At 59.4% G+C, this 19,973-nt stretch carries 13 protein-coding genes, 1 tRNA gene and 1 pseudogene; 10 read left to right on the top strand and 5 right to left on the bottom strand.

The features are described from left to right. Nucleotides 1-960: 960 nt before the first annotated feature. Nucleotides 961-7,923: a hypothetical protein gene (locus BLT26_RS15235; protein ID WP_091516611.1), complete on the top strand. Its 6,963-nt coding sequence runs from the start codon at nt 961-963 to the stop codon at nt 7,921-7,923. Between the two features lie 691 nt (nt 7,924-8,614). Here BLT26_RS15235 and BLT26_RS15230 read toward each other — a convergent pair. Then, nucleotides 8,615-8,691 (bottom strand) — tRNA-Arg (locus tag BLT26_RS15230). Nucleotides 8,692-8,918: 227 nt separating this feature from the next. Here BLT26_RS15230 and BLT26_RS15225 point away from each other — a divergent pair. Next, a complete protein-coding gene (locus BLT26_RS15225; RefSeq protein ID WP_091516609.1) occupies nt 8,919-9,341 on the top strand; it encodes a c-type cytochrome in 423 nt (140 codons plus the stop codon). A gap of 108 nt (nt 9,342-9,449) precedes the next feature. On the opposite strand, the gene rep is transcribed toward BLT26_RS15225, so the two are convergent. Next, nucleotides 9,450-11,483, bottom strand: a complete 2,034-nt coding sequence (gene rep, locus BLT26_RS15220; RefSeq protein WP_091516606.1) for a DNA helicase Rep — start codon at nt 11,481-11,483, stop codon at nt 9,450-9,452. Nucleotides 11,484-11,682: 199 nt separating this feature from the next. On the opposite strand from rep, the gene BLT26_RS15215 reads away from it, so the two are divergent. Genes BLT26_RS15215 through BLT26_RS15190 form a run of 6 tightly spaced genes read left to right on the top strand, consistent with a single transcriptional unit; the run spans nt 11,683 to nt 15,440 of the window. Beyond that, the gene (locus BLT26_RS15215; protein WP_091516600.1) at nt 11,683-11,952 is read left to right on the top strand and encodes a DUF3565 domain-containing protein; all 270 of its coding nucleotides are present in this window, start codon (nt 11,683-11,685) and stop codon (nt 11,950-11,952) included. Further along, nucleotides 11,952-12,425 (top strand): YaiI/YqxD family protein, encoded by a 474-nt coding sequence (locus tag BLT26_RS15210; RefSeq protein WP_091516596.1) that lies wholly within the window; start codon nt 11,952-11,954, stop codon nt 12,423-12,425. The genes BLT26_RS15215 and BLT26_RS15210 overlap by 1 nt, the downstream gene beginning before the upstream one ends. Beyond that, nucleotides 12,425-12,937, top strand: a complete 513-nt coding sequence (locus BLT26_RS15205) for a GNAT family N-acetyltransferase (protein ID WP_091516593.1) — start codon at nt 12,425-12,427, stop codon at nt 12,935-12,937. Before BLT26_RS15210 ends, BLT26_RS15205 begins: the two co-directional genes overlap by 1 nt. Before the next feature lie 29 nt (nt 12,938-12,966). Beyond that, nucleotides 12,967-13,857, top strand: coding sequence for a subclass B3 metallo-beta-lactamase (gene bla, locus BLT26_RS15200; RefSeq protein WP_091516588.1), 891 nt, complete (start codon nt 12,967-12,969; stop codon nt 13,855-13,857). Then, nucleotides 13,850-14,404, top strand: coding sequence for a GNAT family N-acetyltransferase (locus tag BLT26_RS15195; protein WP_217631466.1), 555 nt, complete (start codon nt 13,850-13,852; stop codon nt 14,402-14,404). Before bla ends, BLT26_RS15195 begins: the two co-directional genes overlap by 8 nt. Before the next feature lie 43 nt (nt 14,405-14,447). After that, nucleotides 14,448-15,440 (top strand): D-cysteine desulfhydrase family protein, encoded by a 993-nt coding sequence (locus BLT26_RS15190; protein ID WP_091516581.1) that lies wholly within the window; start codon nt 14,448-14,450, stop codon nt 15,438-15,440. A gap of 18 nt (nt 15,441-15,458) precedes the next feature. On the opposite strand, the gene BLT26_RS15185 is transcribed toward BLT26_RS15190, so the two are convergent. Continuing rightward, on the bottom strand, nt 15,459-15,941 hold the full coding sequence (locus BLT26_RS15185) for a methyltransferase family protein (RefSeq protein WP_091516578.1): 483 nt from the start codon (nt 15,939-15,941) through the stop codon (nt 15,459-15,461). A 42-nt stretch (nt 15,942-15,983) separates the two neighbouring features. Then, nucleotides 15,984-16,853 (bottom strand): annotated as a pseudogene (locus BLT26_RS15180) (YifB family Mg chelatase-like AAA ATPase); the annotation flags it as partial. 37 nt (nt 16,854-16,890) lie between these two features. Here BLT26_RS15180 and BLT26_RS15175 point away from each other — a divergent pair. Continuing rightward, nucleotides 16,891-18,621, top strand: a complete 1,731-nt coding sequence (locus tag BLT26_RS15175; protein ID WP_091516572.1) for a recombinase family protein — start codon at nt 16,891-16,893, stop codon at nt 18,619-18,621. Between the two features lie 49 nt (nt 18,622-18,670). Here BLT26_RS15175 and BLT26_RS16410 read toward each other — a convergent pair whose 3' ends face one another. Beyond that, a complete protein-coding gene (locus BLT26_RS16410; RefSeq protein ID WP_139169615.1) occupies nt 18,671-19,000 on the bottom strand; it encodes a hypothetical protein in 330 nt (109 codons plus the stop codon). Between the two features lie 239 nt (nt 19,001-19,239). Between BLT26_RS16410 and BLT26_RS16405 the strand changes: the two genes are divergently transcribed. Further along, nucleotides 19,240-19,794, top strand: a complete 555-nt coding sequence (locus tag BLT26_RS16405) for a hypothetical protein (RefSeq protein ID WP_139169612.1) — start codon at nt 19,240-19,242, stop codon at nt 19,792-19,794. The last annotated feature ends 179 nt before the right edge of the window (nt 19,795-19,973 follow it).

Below are 19,973 nucleotides of genomic sequence, written 5' to 3'. Positions count from 1 at the left end.
GCGCTGCAGCCCACTGCAAGGGTGAAGATGGTTTCTGAGTAGTCCGTGATGTATTAATTGCCACGTCGGGCGCTGGTTGTGGGGCTTCAGGGGACGAGGCCCCTGCATGCCGTAGGTGACCAGCGCCGCCACGCTTGCAGTAATAATGATTTTTGAATGCTCTCTCCGTATAGGTGGGTCGCCAGGATCGATTGCCGCCGCCACCATCGTGAGTGCGCCAGGTTATCCTCTATAATTCCGCGCGAAACAGACTGCAACTCCTGCCTGTATATAAGTTAATAATAATTCAGCCGCTTTTCCGAAACTCATAGAAATTCGAATTCCTCTTTTTCATAAAGGTGTTTCAGGAGCATCCCGAGCGGCGCCATCTAAAAGCTGGTCATCAACATGAAAACAGATCAGTTGGAGCGGAAAACACCTTTATCCGAACGGCCAATTATGCCGCTGCTTGATTTCGCCTGTCGCTATCATCCAGGTCCGGATCTGTCATTTCGATAAATGGTGCATTCGTGCCACTCAAATCCAGTATCGCCTGGAAATAAACGGGCTGTGGGAGGTCCCTTCGGGGTAGCAGGCCCTGCGTGTAATCATCTGTAATAAAGCGGTGAAAGACCTGTTTTGTCCGAGTATCGCCGACGGGCCTCAGCTGTAACGTAGGTATGGCGCGGGCCGTCGCAGTATTGCAGCCGCAGTAGCCTTCTGTTTTTAGCTAATAAAAATAAATCGAACAAATGTTCGCTCAAGTATTTCTGATAACAAGTCTATATAATTTCCGGTTTTTGCGATTGCCATATTCCCTGCGCAGATAAACAGATAAAAACCAAGCCTGTTGCACGGGAGGGGGCCCCACCTGCATTAGGGCATATTGATAATATGCCCTAATCGTGAGGTGGGGTTGGCTACAGCCAGTGTGCGGTTTCGCTGGCCTTTTATCACTCTGGATTTGGAATAAGGATTTTCATGGGGGCTTCATTTAAGGCTTTCTGCAGGAAGCAAGGGTTTCTGCTGTGCGCTGTAGCGCTAACACTCATCCCCATCGACGCAGCGCATGCAAGTGTCGAGCTCGATACCGATGGGGACGGCATCCCTGATTACTGGGAAAATATTCATGGGCTCAGTGCGACTGATCCCAATGATGCTGTCGCTGATCTCGATGGCGATAACCTCGATAACCTCGCCGAGTTTAAGGCGGGGACTTTTCCCAATATCCCTGACTCCGACGGCGACCTTGTCACTGATGGCGAAGATTTGTGGCCGGCAGATCCCCGTTATGCGCTCGACAATGACCAGGATGGGTTGCCCGATGCGTGGGAATTCAGTCATGGCCTGGATCCGGCTTACCCCGACGATGCCCACCAAGACCCGGATTACGATGGCCTGAGTACAATCGAGGAATTTCATCTCGGCACCCGGATTGATCGTGAGGATACCGATGGGGACCTTGTCCCGGATAGGGAGGATCCCTGGCCGCTCGACCGGGCTTACCGTAGAGATACTGATGGCGATGGCCTGCCGGATAATTTTGAACTTACCCGGTTCTGGCTCGACCCTTATTCCCCGGGTGACGATGAGGCGGATTTTGACGCGGATGGCCTGACAGCCCTGCAGGAGTTTGCTGCGAAGACTCGCCTCGACCACCCTGACAGTGATGGTGACGGGCTGCTTGATGGAGATGATGCAGCTCCCACGGATCCCCGTTACCAGCTTGACGCGGATGGTGACGGCCTTCCCGATGAGTGGGAAGCCCAGTACGGTCTATCCCCGTCAGACCCCTTTGATGCCCTCGATCCATTCGCGCTCGACCCCGACCTGCTCACCCCGCTGCAGGAGTTCCAGCTCGGTACCGCCCCCGACAATGACGATACCGACGGTGACTATGAGCCAGAATTTTTTGTAGATCGCTGGCCTCTCAACCCTCTCTTTGCACGGGACGAGGACCGCGACGGCCTGCCCGCAGCATGGGAGGAAGCCTATGGCCTGAGCGATTTTGACCCGGCCGATTACCAGCGTTTTGAAGACCGTCCACTGATGGACTTCGTCCGGGGCACCAGCCCCCTGCTGATAGATACCGATGCCGATGGTGTAGAGGATTTCCGTGACCTCTGGCCGCTGGACCCGACCTATGCCCTTGATGAAGATGGTGACACCCTGCCCTTCGAGTGGGAGGTTCGCTATGAGCTTGCGCCTGGTAGTTACGACGCTGCCGATATCGACCGCGATGGCGACGGCCTGAGCGATTGGCTTGAGTTTACCGCCGGGACTGATCCCACGAATCCCGATAGCGACAATGATGGGGTTTTAGACCTGAAAGACAGCCAGCCCCTCGATCCTCGATACGGACTCGATGGCGACAGCGATGGGCTGCCCGACGCCTTTGAGCTTGCTTATCCCTATTTCCTCAACCCCGCGGACCCTGCAGACGCGACCCGGGATTCCGATGGCGACGGTCTCGACAACCTGGCTGAGTTTATCGCCGGTACCGATCCCGGCCATATGAATTCAGACCAGGATGGTGTTATGGATGGGGAGGATATTGCCCCAGCCGACGCCCGATATGCAGAGGACCGGGATGGCGACGGCCTGCCAATGAAGTGGGAGCTGGAATGGGGCCTCTACGACGAAGACCCGCGCGATGCCCTGGGGGACCTGGACGGCGACCTGGTTATCAACCTGCGCGAGTTTACCCTGGGTACCAACCCGCAGAACAGCGACACCGACGCTGACGGACTTGTCGATACTTACGACCGCTATCCCACGGATGCCCGCTATACGCGCGACGATGACCGCGACGGCATGGCCTTCGAGTGGGAGGAAAAGTTTGGCCTCAATGACTTCGACATCTGGGACGGCAGTTTCGACCCGGACGGCGATATGCTCAGGAACTGGCAGGAGTTTACCCTTAACACCGATCCATTCAATCCCGACACCGACTATGACGGTGAGCTGGACGGTACAGACCAGTGGCCCCTGGATCCTTCCAGGGCGCTGGATGACGACCGCGATGGAATGCCACTGAGCTTCGAGGTCCTTTACAGTTTCAGTGACTATGACCCGGCCGACGCCCAGCAGGATGCCGATGGTGATGGCCTCAGCAACCTGGCCGAGTTTGAGCAGGGGACCCGACCGGATCTCATGGACACCGATCGCGACGGGGTGCCCGACGACCAGGATCCGTTCCCGCTGGACCCGGAATACGCTATGGATTCCGATGGTGACGGTATGCCGGACGCCTTTGAGCTGTCCTACACCTTCCTCGATCCCTATTACCCCGGTGATGCCACGAGGGATGACGATGGCGATGGCCTGACCAATGCCGATGAATTTGCGGCGGGCACGGATCCCTTCCTCATGGACACCGATTCCGACGGCGTTTTCGATAATGAAGATGCCAGCCCCCTCAACCCCAACTATCGCTTGGACGAAGATGGGGATGGCATGCCGGACGAATACGAATATGAGTACGGGCTGAACCCCTACGATCCCGCAGACGCACTACTGGATTCCGACGGTGATGGGCTGTCGAACCTGGCTGAATACCGAGCGGGCACCAGGCTCGACAGGGATGATTCCGACGGGGATGGCCTGATTGACCTTGTCGACCGCTATCCGCTCGACCCTCGCTACACCATGGATTTCGACCGCGACGGCATGCCCCTCGAATGGGAGCAAAAGTTCGGCCTCAATGACTCCGATATCTGGGACGCTGCTGGGGATCTGGATGGTGACATGCTCAGGAATTGGCAGGAGTTTAGCCTTGGCACCGATCCATTCAATTACGACACCGACTATGATGGCGAACGGGACGGCAACGATCTGTGGCCCCTGGACCCATCCAGGGCGCTGGATGACGACCGCGATGGGATGCCGTTGAGCTTCGAGGTCCTCTACCAGTTCAATGACTATGACCCGGCCGATGCTCAGCAGGACGCCGATGGTGATGGTCTCAGTAACCTGGCCGAGTACGAACAGGGAACGCGACCCGACCTTCCGGATACGGACGGTGACGGCGTGCCCGACGGCGACGATGCCTACCCGTTGAACCCGGAGTACTCATTGGATTCTGATGCTGACGGTATGCCGGACGCGTTCGAGCTGTCCTATCCCCCCCTCAACCCCTATTTCCCGGGCGATGCCACTGAGGATGACGATGGCGATGGCCTGACCAATGCCGATGAATATGCGGCGGGTACGGATCCGGTCCTCAACGATAGCGACGCAGACGGTATTCCCGATAAAGAGGATATAAGCCCCCTCGACCCCAACTATCGCCTCGATGAAGACGGCGATAGCATGCCGGACGAATACGAGTACAAGTACGGGCTGAACGCCTACGATCCCGCAGATGCGCTACTTGATTCCGACGGCGATCGGCTGTCAAACCTGGATGAATACCGTAAGGGCACCGCGCCTGACAGGTATGATTCCGACGGGGACGGCCTGGATGACCTTGTCGACCGCTATCCGCTCGACCCGCGCTACACCATGGATTTCGACCGCGACGGCATTCCCGCTGAATGGGAGCAGGCCTACGATATGCGCGATGACGATCTGTACGATGGTGCCGCCGATTACGACGGTGACGGTCTGCCCGCGTTTCTCGAGTTTGCCGCCGGCACCAATCCCAATCACACCGACACCGACAACGATTACGCCTTTGATGGCGAGGACCTTTGGCCGCTGGATCCCACCCGTGCATTCGACAGTGATAGCGATGGCCTGCCAGACGCGTGGGAGGAGAGTCACGGCCTGACTCCCTATTTCCCCGCAACGCCCGGGGACGACCTGGACTTCGATGGCCTGAGCGATCGGGAAGAATTCGCGGCCGGTAGCCGTGTTGACGTGGCAGATACTGATGGAGATGGAATCATTGATGGGCAGGATGCCTGGCCCACCAGGCCGGAATTTTCGCGAGATTATGACGGCGATGGCCTGCCGGCCCAGTTCGAGGCGAGTTTCCCCGGCTGTCTTTCAGATAGTAATCCCACCGATGCCAGTGCGGACTGCGATGGGGATACCCTAAATAACCTGGCGGAATTCCTGGCGAACACCAGTATCGACAACCCGGATATGGACGGCGACGGCGAACCTGACAACCGTGATATCGCCCCCACCGATTTCCGGTATCAACGTGATACCGACGGCGATGGCCTGCCAGACGCCTGGGAGTTAGGCAATGGCCTGAGCCCCTATGATGCATTTGACGCGAACGACCCGCGCATGGGTGATGATGACCAGTTGACACCGCTACAGGAATACCAGCTCGGTACCGATCCCCTGAATAGTGATACCGACGGCGATTTCGTACCGGATGGTTATGACCGTTATCCGCTCGACGGACGTTATTATGCCGATCAGGACAGGGATGGTATGCCCAATAGCTGGGAAGAGCTTTACGGCTTCAGTCCTCTCTACGCCATCGACGGTGCTGACGACCCGGACTACGACGGCGTACCCAATCGTTATGAGTTCGTCGCCGGTACCGACCCGCTTGTCGACGAGCTCGGGGATATGGACGGCGATGGCCTGACCTATCAACAGGAGCTGGCCCTCGGCACCGATCCCACAAACCCCGATACCGACGGGGATGGTATTGACGATAGTGTCGACGGTTTCCCTCTCGATCCCGCAGAGACCCTCGACAGCGATTCCGATGGCATCGGCAACAATGCCGATCCGGACGATGACAACGACAGCCTGCCAGACAGCTGGGAGGTCCAGAATGGCATGGACCCGCTGAATCCGGCTGATGCGAGTGCTGATGACGATGGTGACCAGCTTACCGGCCTGCAGGAATACGCGCTGGGCACGGACCCCCACAACAGCGACTCCGACGGCGACGGTGCGGCCGATAATGTCGATCTCTGGCCCCTCGACCCGGCCGAGTCCGTCGATAACGATGGGGACGGTATCGGCAACAACGCCGACACCGACGATGACAACGACAGCCTGCCGGACAGCTGGGAGAGCCAGCATGGCCTCGACCCGCTGAATCCCGTCGATGCCAGCGCTGATCCCGATGGTGACAATCTCTCGAGCCTGTCGGAATACCAGCTTGGTACCAACCCGAAGAACGCAGACACTGATGGGGACGGCGCAGCCGATGACGCGGATCTGTGGCCTCTCGACCCGGCTGAGTCTGTCGATACCGATGGGGACGGTATCGGCAACAACGCCGATCCTGACGATGACAACGACAGCCTGCCGGACAGCTGGGAGAGCCAGCATGGCCTCGACCCGCTGAATCCCGTCGATGCCAGCGCTGATCCCGATGGTGACAATCTCTCGAGCCTGTCGGAATACCAGCTGGGCACGGACCCGCTGAATCCTGATTCCGACGGCGACGGTGCCGCCGACAACGTCGATCTCTGGCCCCTCGACCCGGCTGAGTCTGTCGATACCGATGGCGACGGCATCGGCAACAATGCCGATCCGGACGATGACAACGACAGCCTGCCGGACAGCTGGGAGAGCCAATATGGCTTGGACCCGCTGAACCCTGTCGATGCCAGCGCTGATCCCGATGGTGACAACCTCTCGAGCCTGTCGGAATACCAGCTTGGTACCGACCCGAAGAACGCAGACACTGATGGGGACGGCGCCGCCGACGACGCGGACCTGTGGCCCCTGGACGCTGCTGAGTCACTGGACACCGATGGGGATGGTATCGGCAACAATGCCGACCCCGACGACGACAACGACAGCCTGCCGGACAACTGGGAGATCCAGGTGGGCCTGGATCCCCTGGATCCCGCCGATGCCAGTGCCGATGCCGATGGCGACCAGCTCACCGGCCTGCAGGAATACGCGCTCGGCACGGACCCGCTTAACAGCGACTCCGATGGCGACGGTGCGGCCGACAACGTCGACCTCTGGCCGCTGGACCCGGCCGAGTCCGTCGATACCGATGGCGACGGCATCGGTAACAATACCGACACCGACGATGACAATGACGGCCTGCCGGACGCCTGGGAAAACCAGTACGGTCTCGATGCGCTCGATGCCGCCGATGCGGAGCAAGACCTCGATGGTGACGAACGCAGCAACCTGGCGGAGTTCCAGCAAGGGACTGATCCGACTGATCCCGGTGACCCGGGAAACCCGTTCCTGCACAGCGAGATGCTGCCTGCAGTCACTGCCGACAGCTGGACGCGCGTAACCATGCCGCGTACCTACACCGCGCCGGTGATTGTCACCACGCCGCAATACACCGCCGAAATGCCGCCGGTGGTGGTTCGCCTGCGCAATGTCGCCGGCAACCAGTTCGATATCCGTCTGCAGCGCGTGGATGGCCTCACGGATCCCGTCAGCCTGCCGGTGCATTATGTCGTCGTGGAGGCGGGTGCATATACCGCTGCTGTCCATGGCATCACTATGGAGGCGGGGTATTTCACCAGCACTACAAGTGATCACAAAGGCAGCTGGCAGGGCGAGCAGTTCACTCCCCTGAACACCTATAGTGCCCCGGCAGTTTTCGGCCAGGTGGCTTCGGCCAACGACAGCCGCTGGTCGGTGTTCTGGAGCCGGGGCAGCAGCCATACAGCCCCTGCGGCGAACGATGCCATCTATTTGGGCAAGCACACCGGCGAGGATCCCGATACCGACCGCGTTAATGAGAAACTGGCCTATCTGGTAATTGAGAGCGGTGTCGCCAGCGTCAATGGTCGCGAGTTGGTGGCGGGTCTGGGTGCCGATACCGTACGCGGCCCGGACAATTCAGCGGTGACCTATAGCTACACCGGCCTGGCCTCTCCGGCTACCACTATCCTTTCGCAGTCCGGTATGGACGGGGGGGATGGCAGCTGGGCAGCACTGCGCGAATCCACCACCAGTACCAGCATCGCTCCCATGGTGGATGAGGACCAGCTGGCCAACCAGGAGCGCAACCACACTACGGAGCAGGTCGCCTACCTGGTGATCCAGTAACTTATAGCCCTGTCGCCTTTTCACAAGAGGGGGTCGCTACGCGGCCCTCTGATGGGTTGTGAGCTCAAAGAAGCCTGACGAAAGGTGAGGTGCAGTTAAACACCAAAAGGCTACCGTTGGTGGGTAGGGGTGGTCTGCTTGGGGAAAGGGCAGAGTGAGCCCGCTTCGCGGGCTTGCCCCAGAGGATGCGCTCTCTGCGGTCGCGGCCCTCCGCTGCGCTCCGGGTAGCTTCGCCCTTCGGGCTCGCTGGTCTCCGGCGCTGCGCGCCTACGGCTCGAACAAGGCCTAAAGGGAGCCTCGGAGAAGACGGTTAAATACCAAAAAGGCCACCCTGGCTGGGTAGAGGTGGTCTTTTTGTGGGGGGCGGTCGCTTGGAAGCCCGCTTCGCGGGCTTGCCCCAGAGGATGCGCTCCCTGCGGTCGCGGCCCTCCGCTGCGCTGCGGGTCGAACGAGGCCTAACGGAAGCCTCGGAGGCGGTTAAATACCAGAAAGGCCACCCTGGCTGGGTAGAGGTGGTCTTTTTGTGGGGGGCGGTCGCTTGGAAGCCCGCTTCGCGGGCTTGCCCCAGAGGATGCGCTCCCTGCGGTCGCGGCCCTCCGCTGCGCTGCGGGTCGAACGAGGCCTAACGGAAGCCTCGGCGGCGGTTAAATACCAAAAAGGCCACCCGTTGGGTGGCCTTTTTGGTATTTAATGGCCCGCCCCAGAGGATTCGAACCTCTGACCTTCGCCTCCGGAGGGCGACGCTCTATCCAGCTGAGCTAGGGGCGGATCGTGCTCGGGGTCTGCTACGGCTTACCCCGGCGAGGACGCGGATTATACAGAAGCGGCGGGGGTGGGCAAAGCGGGATTTGGGTTTTCGCTGGCGCCGCCCTTCGCAGGGGCCGGCACAATGCTTATAATGCCGGCTGATACAAGTATGCGGCAGTGCCGCCGGGAAACCGGGGCAGGTGCCGGAAGTGTACGGGCCGCGCTGGTGGCCTTGAGGGGGACCCCAAATGAAAGCGATTCTGAGTATTGTTGCGGCCCTGGCCGTCGGGACTGCCGCGGCTGTGGCACAGTCTGTGGACGAGCAGGTCGCCGAGCGCCTGGCACCGCCCGGTGAGCTCTGCATGAAGGGCGAAGCCTGCGCAGCGGCGGCTCCCGCAGGTGGCGCGGCTGCCTCTGGCGGCAACGGCGCACGCAGTGGCGAGCAGGTCTACAACAGCGCCTGCCAGACCTGTCACGCGGCCGGTGTAGCCGGTGCGCCCAAGTTTGGCGACGCCGCTGCCTGGTCCGACCGGGTGGCCCAGGGCATGGATACCCTGTACAGCAATGCGATCAACGGCATCAGGGCCATGCCGGCCAAGGGCCTGTGCGCCGACTGCTCCGATGACGAGGTCAAGGCGGCCGTCGACTACATGGTGGAGAACAGCAAGTAAGCGACTGCTTACTCCAGCTGCGAAAAGGCCGCTCATCGAGCGGCCTTTTTTGTGGCTGAATTTCAGCTGGTGAAAGCGAAATGGCAGCCATCGTTTTCGCAATGCACCTCAATCGAACATGCTGAGCAGCGATCCCAGCGTCTCCTCGCCCCGGGCCTGGTTCTGCTCCGGCGTGGCCTGGCCGAAGCCCTCCAGTTCCACGTCCTCCTCCGGCAGCTCGTCCAGGAAGCGGCTGGGGGTGGTGTCCTGGTTCTCGCCGAACATCTTGCGCTTGCCCGCCAGGGTCATGGTGAGGGTGCGCTGGGCGCGGGTGATGCCCACGTAGGTCAGCCGCCGCTCCTCCTCGATATTGTCATCCTCGATGCTGTTGCGGTGCGGCAGCAGGTTTTCCTCCATGCCGATCATGAACACATGGGGGAACTCCAGGCCCTTGGCCGCGTGCAGGGTCATCAGGCTGACCTTGTCGGTGGCTTCTTCCTCTTCCTGGCGGTCGAGCATGTCGCGCAGGATCAGCTTGGAGATGGCCTGCTCCAGGCGCACGTCCTGTTCCAGCTCGTCGTCGGTGCCCTCCATGGTCTTGTTGAGGCTCTCCAGCAGCCAGTAGACGTTCTCCATGCGCTTCTCGGCCACCTTGTCGCTGCTGGCGTTCTGGCGCAGCCAGCCGGCGTAGTCGATGTCCTCGAGCATCTCGCGCAGGGCGGAATCCGGGCTGTTCTCGCGGCAGTTGCGCTGCACTGCCTCCAGCCACAGGGCGAAGCGGTTGAGGCGCTCGTAGCCCTGCTCGTTGATGTGCTCGCGAAAGCCCATCTCGGTGCAGGCGCGCAGCATGGAAACCTCACGCCCCTTGGCGTAGTTGCCCAGCGCCTCCAGGGTGCTGGTGCCGATCTGCCGGCGCGGCGTGTTGATGATGCGCAGGAAGGCGTTGTCGTCGTCCGGGTTCACCAGCAGGCGCAGATAGGCCATCACGTCCTTGATCTCCGCACGGGCGAAAAACGAGGTGCCGCCGGACATCTGGTAGGGGATCTGGTTTTCCTGCAGCTTCATCTCGATCAGCCGCGCCTGGTGGTTGCCCCGGTAGAGCACGGCGAAGTCCTTGAAGCCGCAGCCGCGGCGGGACTTCTGCAGGAATATCTCGTTGGCGACCCGCTCTGCCTCCTCATTCTCGTTGCCCACCTTCACCACGCGGATCTCCTCGCCCAGGCCGCGGTCGGACCAGAGTGCCTTGTCGAACTCGTGCGGGTTGTGGGCGATCAGGTGGTTGGCCACCTTGAGGATACGGCTGGTGGAGCGGTAGTTCTGCTCCAGCTTGATCAGCCGCAGGTTGGGGAAGTCCACCTTCAGCTGGCTCATGTTCTCGGGCCGTGCGCCACGCCAGGCATAAATCGACTGGTCGTCGTCACCAACCACGGTGAGGCCGCCGCGGCCGCCCACCAGCAGTTTCACCAGCAAGTACTGGGAGTTGTTGGTGTCCTGGTACTCGTCCACCAGCAGGTAGCGGATCTTGCGGCGCCAGCGCTGCAGCAGCTCCGGGTCGGAGTCGAACAGCTGCACTGGCAGCAGGATCAGGTCATCGAAGTCCACCGAGTTGTAGGCCCTGAGGGCGTCGCAGTAGCGCCCGTAAGCCACCGCGATCGCCTGCTCCCCCGGGCTCTGGGCCTGTTCCACGGCCTGGCGCGGGGTCAGCATGTCGTTCTTCCAGTTGGAGATCTGGTTCTGCACCCGGTCCAGCAGGTCGGTGTCCAGGTCGCCATCGCGCAGCATCAGCTCCTTGATCAGGCCGCGGGCGTCCTCGGCGTCGAAGATGGAGAAGCCGGGGCTGAGCCCGGCAGCGCGGTATTCCTTGCGCAGGATATTCAGCCCCAGGTTGTGGAAAGTGGACACGGTCAGGCCGTGGGCGGCCCGGGATTTCTTGCCATCCGGGCCAGTCACCAGTTTGCCCACCCGCTCTTTCATCTCCCGCGCCGCCTTGTTGGTGAAGGTCAGGGCGGCGATATTGCGCGCGGCATAGCCGCACTCCTCGATCAGGTAGGCGATCTTGCGGGTGATCACGCTGGTCTTGCCGGAGCCGGCGCCGGCCAGTACCAGGCAGGGGCCATCGATATATTTCACTGCCTCCGCCTGGCGGGGATTGAGCTTGGTCATGGGGCAATACATCTATCCGCGTCGAGGCTGCGCATTCTATCAGCCGCAGGCGCCCCCGTGCGCGACTGAATAGTGAGTTCCCGTGGGCGGATGCGACTGCCCCTGGCGACAGCGTTCACGGCTGTCCCCTGGCCGGTGCGTGTACACCACCGGCGCTATCCGCTATAACTGCCGCATATTCGTGACCCGGGAGCCAGGGATGCAGCAGCCGATCACCGGCTATCACCGTGACGAGGAAGATCACTGGGTCGCACAACTGGCCTGTGGCCACAACCAGCACGTGCGCCACCACCCGCCCTGGCAGAGCCGCCTCTGGGTGACCACCCCGGCGGGGCGCGAGTCCATGCTGGGCTACCGGCTCGATTGCAAGAAGTGCGACAGCGGCGCTCCTCTCGACCGTAAGACAGGCGCGCCGCAGGACCACAAGACAGGTGCGCCGCAGGATCGCTGCGACAAGGAACCAAATTAATGGCAAGAATCTGGGTGGATGCGGATGCGTGTCCGGTGGTGATCAAGGAGATCCTGTTCCGCGCCGCCGAGCGCACCGGCACCGAAATGACACTGGTGGCGAACCAGCCTGTACGCGTGCCGCCGTCACGTTACATCAAGTCCATGCAGGTGACCGCCGGCTACGATGTGGCCGACAACGAAATCGTGCAGCGCTGCGCCGCCGGGGACCTGGTGATCACCAGCGATATCCCGCTGGCCGCCGAGGTGATCGACAAGGACGCCACCGCGCTGAGCCCGCGCGGGGAGCGTCATACGAAAGCCAATATCCGCGCGCGCCTCAACATGCGCGACTTTATGGATACCATGCGTGCCAGCGGCATGCACACCGGGGGCCCGCCGGCGCTGAACCAGCAGGACCGCAAGGCCTTTGCCGACCAGCTGGACAAGTGGCTGGCCCGACAAAAGCGGCAGCCGCAGTACGGGAGCAAGTGATGGCGCCGGGTGAAGTGGTAGAACTGCACGAGCCCGGCCCCCAGCACCTTGAGGTGCTGATGTCCTGGATAGCTGACCGGGAGCAGTGTCTCCAGTGGGGCGGGCCGGTATTCCGCTTCCCGTTTTCACCGGCGACGTTCCGCGAGGACTGCCGCTGGGACGAGCTGGCCGGCGGGGTGCTGGTCGATGGTTGCGGCCACATGGTGGCGTTCGGCCAGTACTACCGCCGCCTCGGTCGCTGCCACCTGGGTCACCTGGTCGTCTCGCCGGGGCGCCGCGGCCAAGGGTTGGGCAAACGGCTGGTCCGTGCGCTGGCGCGGCGGGGCTGTGCCGAGCTGGAAGCGGCGGAGTGCTCCCTGTTCGTGCTCAAGAACAATGCCGCCGCCCGTGCCCTCTACCGTCGCCTGGGGTTTGTCCCGGCCGAGCATCCGGAATCCTTCCCCTGGCAGGACCAGTGCGATTTCCTGGTCGCGCCCGCCGGCGCACTGGACGAGTCGCCCACCAATCACTGATACCTGCGACGTTGCACTAGAGGAACCTGATGAGAATAACGAACTCTATTTCCGCCGCGCTGCTGGCGCTTATGTCCATCAATGCTGCCGCGGAGGTGCCGCAGCCCCTGCCGCAGCTGGAGGCCTACACGGTACCCAGCTCCTGGCGCCAGCCGATTGAACCGGTGCAGATCGCCGACCACACCTGGCAGATTGGCAGTGCCGGTATTAGTGCGCTGCTGGTGAAAACCCCGGAGGGCGCAGTGCTGATCGACGGGGGCATGCCGCAAATGGCTGAGGTGCTGCTGGCGAACATGCGCAAGGTCGGGCTGGAGCCGCGAGACCTGAAATTCATCCTGCACAGCCACGCCCACGCCGACCACGTCGGCCCGCTGGCGGCCGTGCGCCGTGCGACCGGTGCCCAGCTGGCCACCAGCGCGGAGTCGGCGCAACTGCTAGCCCGGGGTGGCGCCGGCGACCTGCATTTCGGCGACGACCTGCTGTATCCACCGCTGAACGCGGACCGGCTCCTGCAGGACGGGGAGCGCGTGGTACTGGGAGACCTGGAGCTGCAGGTGCATTTCACTCCCGGGCATACTCCCGGCAGCCTGAGCTGGACCTGGACCGACAGCCGCGAGGGCAGCCCGGTACGTATCGCCTATGTCGACAGCCTGAGCGCCCCCGGGTACCAGTTGCTGGACAACCCCCGCTACCCGAATATCGTTGCCGATTATCGCGATACCTTCGAGCGGGTGCGCAGCCTTCCCTGTGACCTGCTGCTGACACCCCATGCGGCAGCCAGTGGCTGGCGTTACGACGCGGCACAGGTGCAGGCAGAAAGCCTCAGTTGTGCCGCCTATGCAGACAATGCGCGCAGGAAACTGGAAAAGCAGCTTGCCAGCCAGCGGGCGCAGAACGCCGGGCGGAGCACCCGTGGCTAAACTGATCGAACCTGTCACCGAGCGGCTGCAGTTGCGCCAGTGGCGTGACAGCGACCGGGCGCCATTCGCCGACATCAATGCCGATCCCAGGGTGATGGAGTATTTTCCGTCGACACTCACCCGCGCCGGGAGCGATGCCGGTATCGACCGGCAGATTGCCCATATTGAACAGCACGGTTGGGGCTTCTGGGCGGTGGAGCGCCTGGAAGACATGGCGTTCATGGGGTTTGTCGGCCTGAAACACACGCCGGGGGAATTGCCGTTTTCCCCGGCGGTGGAGATCGGCTGGCGCCTGGATGCGCCATACTGGGGCTATGGTTATGCCACCGAGGCGGCGCGAGCATCGCTGGCTGTGGCGTTCGAACAGCTGGGGCTGGAACAGGTGGTGTCCTATACCGCGCTCACCAACCAGCCCTCGCGGGCGGTAATGGAGCGCCTGGGCATGTGTCGGGCCCCGGAAACCTTCGAGCATCCACTGGTGCCCGAGGGCAGCGCGCTCCGGCGCCACTGCCTCTATCGGATCACTGCCGGGCAGTGGCGCCGGTAAAGCCAGGCCACTGCAACCCGCCCGGCAACCAGACGGAGGTGACATGCTGACAGACAAGCTTCCGCGAGAGTCCCTCGGCTTCTTCCCCACGCCGCTACACGCGCTCGAGCGGCTGAGCGACGCGCTGGGCGGGCCGCGCCTGTTTATCAAGCGCGATGACCAGACCGGCCTGGCGCTCGGTGGCAACAAGACCCGCAAGCTCGAATTTATCCTGGCCGATGCGCTGGAGCGGGGGGCCGATACCATCGTCACCGCTGGCGCCTCCCAGTCCAATCACTGCCGCCAGACAGCGGCCGCGGCCGCAGCGCTTGGTCTGGAGTGCCACCTGCTGCTGGGCGGCCGCGCGCCGGACGGATCCCAGGGGAACCTGCTGCTGGACCAGCTGTTCGGCAGCCACTTCCACTGGGCCGGGGAGCACCGCAAGGGCGAGGACCTGCGAGAAGTGATGCGCTACCTGGAGAGTGCCGGGCGCCGCCCTTATCTCGTGCCCTATGGCGGCTCCAGTGAGCTGGGCACCATCGCGTTTGTGGCAGCGCTGGAGGAGTTGCAGCGGCAGTGGGGTGGTCGCGGCAGGCCCTTCACCCATATCGTGTTCGCGTCCAGCTCCGGCGGCACCCATGCCGGCCTGATGCTCGGTGCGCGACTGCTGCGCATGCCGACCCAAATCGTCGGTATCGGCGTCGACAAGGACATGCCGGGCGAACGGCCATATAACGCCCACATCATCGAGCTGGCGGGCCGTGCGTCTGCGCGCCTGGGCCGGGAGCGCCGCTTTGGGCCCGAGGACCTGTGGCTGGAAGAGGGCTACCAGGGTGAAGGCTACGGGGTGGTGGGCCCGGCCGAGCGGGAGGCGATCAGCCTCCTGGCCCGCACCGAGGGGATTCTGCTCGACCCGGTCTACACCGGGCGTGCCATGGCCGGGCTGCTGGACATGGTGCGCCGCGGGGTCTTCGATGCCGACGACCGGGTGCTTTTCTGGCACACCGGCGGGGCGCCGGCGATCTTCGCCTATGCCGATGAACTGCAACCCGAGTAGCCCGGGATGGACACTGGGTTACAGGTAGCGCCGCACCCGCTTGCGGTAGCTGCGGTACTCCCCCCCGAATTTTTCCAGCAGGTAGCGCTCCTCCGGCCGGATTACCCCGAAATGCAGGGTCGCCATCAGGGGCGCCAGTAGCGCCGGCCCCCACCAGCTGTTGAACAGCAGGGTGATGCCCAGGTAAACCAGCGCCTGGGCGAGATACAGCGGGTTGCGGGAAAAGCGGTAGGGCCCGTCGCTGACGATACCGGTGGTGGGCTTGCGCGGGTCCACGTTGGTCCCGGCCCGGTCCAGCGCGCGCTTGCCCCACAGGGCGAGGGCCAGGCCCATTCCGGCCAGGACCAGGCACGGACGCCACAGGTAGCGATGTTCCTCCGTCAGTGACAGTGGCCACAGCCACTGCAGCAACAGGGCAGCGGCCAGGAACACCAGGACTATGATTGGCGGCAGGGCAATGATGTCCGGGTGATCAGTCGCATCTTCACTGTGCCTGCTCATGGTTCTCCACTCTTACTGCTGGTGAATATTTCCGGTTTTGCTTCACGCCCCGGCACCTACTGCCTGCCGGCGGTCCAGGTTTCGGTATGCCAGCGCCTCGGCGATGTGCTCACAGCCGATGGTGGCGGCGCCCGACAGGTCGGCGATGGTGCGCGCCACCCTCAGTACCCGGTGGTAACTGCGCGCGGACAATCCCAGCTGGTCCACCGAGCGCCGCAGCAGCTGCCGTTCATTTTCGGCCAGCCTGCAGTGGCGCTCCAGTTCTCGGCCCCTGAGGTCCGCGTTGATTCGATGCTGGCGCTCCCCCTGCCTGCTGCGGGCGGCGATTACCCGCTCCCGCACTTCGCCGGAACTCTCGCCCGCCGGCGCGTCCTGCAGTTGTCCCGCGGATATGGCCGCAACTTCCACGTGCATGTCGATCCGGTCCAGCAGCGGGCCGGACAGCTTGCCGCGGTAGCGCTGCACCTGGTTCGGCGTGCAGCGGCATCGTGCCTCTCCCAGGTAGCCGCAGGGGCAGGGATTCATCGCCGCTACCAGCTGGAAGGCCGCCGGGAAGGATACACTGGCGCGCGCGCGGGCGATGCGAACCTCGCCGCTTTCCAGCGGTTCGCGCAATATTTCCAGTGCATGGCGGGGAAATTCCGGCAGCTCGTCCAGGAACAGCACCCCCCGGTGGGCCAGGGAGATTTCGCCGGGGCGGGGGTTGCTGCCGCCACCCACCAGGGCGGTGGGGGAGGCGCTGTGATGGGGCGCGCGGAAGGGCCGTTGGCTTGGCAGGGCCAGCCCCGCGCTTGAATAGACGGCCGCCACATCCAGTAGCTCCCGCCGGCCCAGCGGAGGCAGTATGCCCGGCAGGCGGCTGGCGAGCATGGTCTTGCCGGTGCCCGGCGGCCCGTAGAAGAGCATGTTGTGGTATATTAAACACAAATGTAATGGCATCTAGATCGACATGAGACCGAAGGCATATTCCTACATAAGGTTCAGTTCAAAAGCTCAGGCAAAAGGAGATAGCCTGCGGAGGCAGTTAGAGGACACACGACTTTATGCAGAGACTCATGGATATGAGTTGGATGATAGCCTGATTCTGAAAGATCTCGGCTTATCAGCTTTCGATGGTTCTAATGTGGAAAAGGGCGCTCTCGGGGCCTTTTTGAGATTGGTGCAAGATGGCGAGGTTCCATCAGGATCTTGCCTCATTGTTGAGTCTCTCGACCGTTTGTCGAGAGATGAAATCTTAAAAGCTTTTAACGTTTTCTCAAACATCTTAACAGCAGGTATTAGGATCGTCACTCTGAGCGACGGAATGGAATATAGCGAAGAGTCAGTAGGTGCAAATGCAGGGCAACTGTTTATTTCCTTAACGCTGATGTCCCGTGCTCACGAAGAATCTGCCACAAAAAGTAGGCGACTCAAAGCCGTTTGGGAACAAAAGCGAAAGCTTATATCGCGGAGAAAGCTCACGGCAAAGTGTCCGGCATGGCTGCGACTTAATGAAGGTCGCTCTTCCTATGAAATTATTGAGGAGAGAGCCTCATTGCTCAAGGAAATATACAGGATGTCAGTCGATGGGCACGGCAAAAATGCTATTGCCACATACCTTAACGAAAATAAAATTAAACCATGGGGAAGAAGCCTAGGTTGGCAAACTAGCTATATTGATAAGCTACTTAAAACCAGAGCCGTATTGGGGGATTTTCAGCCTCACAAAATGGTCAGCGGAAAGCCTACGCCTGTAGGCGATGTGATCGAAGACTACTTTCCTCAAGTTATCACGTATGAGTTATTCCATCAGGCTCAGAATGCTATATCGTCGAGGTTAAGAAAAGGTGGCGTGAAGGGTGAAGGCGTTACGAGCTTGTTTCCTGGAGTTTTGAAATGTGGATACTGTGGTGGATCAATAAAGCATAGAAGAAAGGGGTCGGGTAAGCAGAGATATATCATATGCGATTCTGCACATAGAGGTATGGGCTGTATAAAGAAAAACTGGAATTATTTTTCTTTTGAAGAATCTTTTCTTTCACACACCATCCACACAGACTTTAGCTCAGTTATGCGTAGTGGAGACGTAGATAAAAAGAAAAATCTAAAGTTAGAAATCAATGCTCTTGAGTCTGAGCTTGAGGAGCTGGAAAGAAGGCTAGAAAACTTAATCGATCTGGCTGAGTCTGGAGGAGAATTGCCTCAAATTATACAGAGGATTGAGCTTAACAAAGTAAAGCAAGAAAGTATTAAGGATTTGGTAGATAAAAAAAGAAGTGAGCTTGATACATTGTCATCTATGCTACTCAAGCACCAAGAAAGCCAGTCCGTCGCAAAAAAACTCATAGATATATCAAATTCTGGCGCTTCCAGCGAACTAGCAGAAGCTAGGCTAAGAGCAAGTCAGGCGATACTGAATACAGTAGAAAAGATCGAAATTTTCACGGACGGTAGGAAGCCACCGGTATCTGACTCTGACATGAAGAAAACTCTGACTGAAGACGGCGGGTTTTCTGAAGTCGAGGTCGAAGATTTTCTTGAGATGCGTAGGCAAAACCGAACATCTAATCCATATTATGTGTCGTGGTACAAGAATGGGGCTTATCAAATTGTTATTCCGGATCCGGAGAACCCAGAAAAGTACGAGTTACTCGCAAATAGCGATTATGTGAGTATATTCGACGAATGTGATAATGGATAAATGACCTCAAACGATTTTGTTTTGCCCATTAGAAAAACACCTTTTTTAGCTATTTTTGTGATGTATCAATCGGCTCCATAAAGTCTTCTAGGCAAGTCTGCCCCTTTGGTGATACGCGAGTAAAAGTTGCTATCTTTTTAAATATGTTGCGGACGCGAGTTGCATCCCAATTTAAGCCCCCATTGGCGGTCCTCACTCTTCTTTTCTTTAGCTCACTAGCGATGCCGGTATAGCTAGTAACCTCTTGTTCCATGATCTCCCGTATCTGGAAATAAACTTCTCTGATCCGCTCATGGGCCTTTTCCTGAGCTGCTTTAGTAGCTGCCCTGGTATCACTATTCCGTACCTGAGCAAAGTTTGGGTTGCCTCTTCTTTTCATCTTTCATGCTATCTGTAGAAATTCATTGGCGAATTTACCACATATTGCGGTTTTACACCCCCCTTATTCCATAAATAGAAGTATGAGTATGAGCTGAGAATCCAGCCTTTGCTCAAAAAGTGACCAGTGGGGGCTCGTGTATATCCGGTCGTCGCTACTCTGGTTACCAATAACGCAAATCCTCAAGAGCCTTAATAGCTCTTGATTGGTTAACTGTACCTAAGAGAAAAGTGGGAGCCATGAAAGATCTACACAATGGAATTAATAGTGAAAAAAATAAGATGAGAAATGCATTTAAAGAAATGCTAACTAGTGAGTACAACAAATATCATTTGACCATAACCTTTAGAGAAGGAACGAAAGATGACGTTGCTTTAGGTAGTCTGAATTTTCTAATGAAGTGTTTAAATCAAAGGCTATTTGGAAGGAGGTATCTTCATAAAAATAGGTTTATCGATGGTTTTGTTGCAAGGGAAAGGTGTGGAAACGGTACGCTGCATTTTCATATCTTAATTCGGGATAAAAGAGGAGACCTGGAGAGCCGGTTTCCAATAAGAATAGTCCTTGAGGAGCTGATACCTAAATTGTCTTCTATTGGGCACAATTCCAAACATCGAGTGAAAAGACGCTTAATCGGAGACAGAGGTTGGCTACTTCAGCCCTACAAGAATAACGGAGATTCTCGATTAGAGGAGTACTTAACAAAAAACTTTGATAGTTTTTCTTCCGAGATTGATGAAAAAGGAGACACTATAGGTTTGCTTGGTGCTGAGTATGTTCACTTCGGCTGCTAAATAATAGAGAGGAACAAATGAGAGATTAGAATGAAGAGCTTCAAAAAATTTATTTCAGAGAATGGTAGGGGAAAACCCTCAGCCGAAATTGCATATAGACACGCCTTCAGAGCATGGGGAAAGTCAAACTCTAGGATTGAGAGAGAACGCCTCCTACTAAAAATGCAGCTAATCGTAGT

The organism is Microbulbifer yueqingensis, from assembly GCF_900100355.1.
GTDB classification, from domain to species: domain Bacteria; phylum Pseudomonadota; class Gammaproteobacteria; order Pseudomonadales; family Cellvibrionaceae; genus Microbulbifer; species Microbulbifer yueqingensis.
This window is presented reverse-complemented; position numbering and strand designations above follow the sequence as displayed.

What these genes read in the sequence shown, in the direction of transcription:
- BLT26_RS16405 (WP_139169612.1), top strand. Translation starts at nt 19,240, where the DNA reads ATGAAAGATCTACACAATGGAATTAATAGTGAAAAAAATAAGATGAGA.
- BLT26_RS15175 (WP_091516572.1), top strand. Translation starts at nt 16,891, where the DNA reads ATGAGACCGAAGGCATATTCCTACATAAGGTTCAGTTCAAAAGCTCAG.
- BLT26_RS15210 (WP_091516596.1), top strand. Translation starts at nt 11,952, where the DNA reads ATGGCAAGAATCTGGGTGGATGCGGATGCGTGTCCGGTGGTGATCAAG.
- BLT26_RS15235 (WP_091516611.1), top strand. Translation starts at nt 961, where the DNA reads ATGGGGGCTTCATTTAAGGCTTTCTGCAGGAAGCAAGGGTTTCTGCTG.
- BLT26_RS15215 (WP_091516600.1), top strand. Translation starts at nt 11,683, where the DNA reads ATGCAGCAGCCGATCACCGGCTATCACCGTGACGAGGAAGATCACTGG.
- BLT26_RS16410 (WP_139169615.1), bottom strand. Translation starts at nt 19,000, where the DNA reads ATGAAAAGAAGAGGCAACCCAAACTTTGCTCAGGTACGGAATAGTGAT.
- BLT26_RS15190 (WP_091516581.1), top strand. Translation starts at nt 14,448, where the DNA reads ATGCTGACAGACAAGCTTCCGCGAGAGTCCCTCGGCTTCTTCCCCACG.
- rep (WP_091516606.1), bottom strand. Translation starts at nt 11,483, where the DNA reads ATGACCAAGCTCAATCCCCGCCAGGCGGAGGCAGTGAAATATATCGAT.
- BLT26_RS15205 (WP_091516593.1), top strand. Translation starts at nt 12,425, where the DNA reads ATGGCGCCGGGTGAAGTGGTAGAACTGCACGAGCCCGGCCCCCAGCAC.
- bla (WP_091516588.1), top strand. Translation starts at nt 12,967, where the DNA reads ATGAGAATAACGAACTCTATTTCCGCCGCGCTGCTGGCGCTTATGTCC.
- BLT26_RS15185 (WP_091516578.1), bottom strand. Translation starts at nt 15,941, where the DNA reads ATGAGCAGGCACAGTGAAGATGCGACTGATCACCCGGACATCATTGCC.
- BLT26_RS15225 (WP_091516609.1), top strand. Translation starts at nt 8,919, where the DNA reads ATGAAAGCGATTCTGAGTATTGTTGCGGCCCTGGCCGTCGGGACTGCC.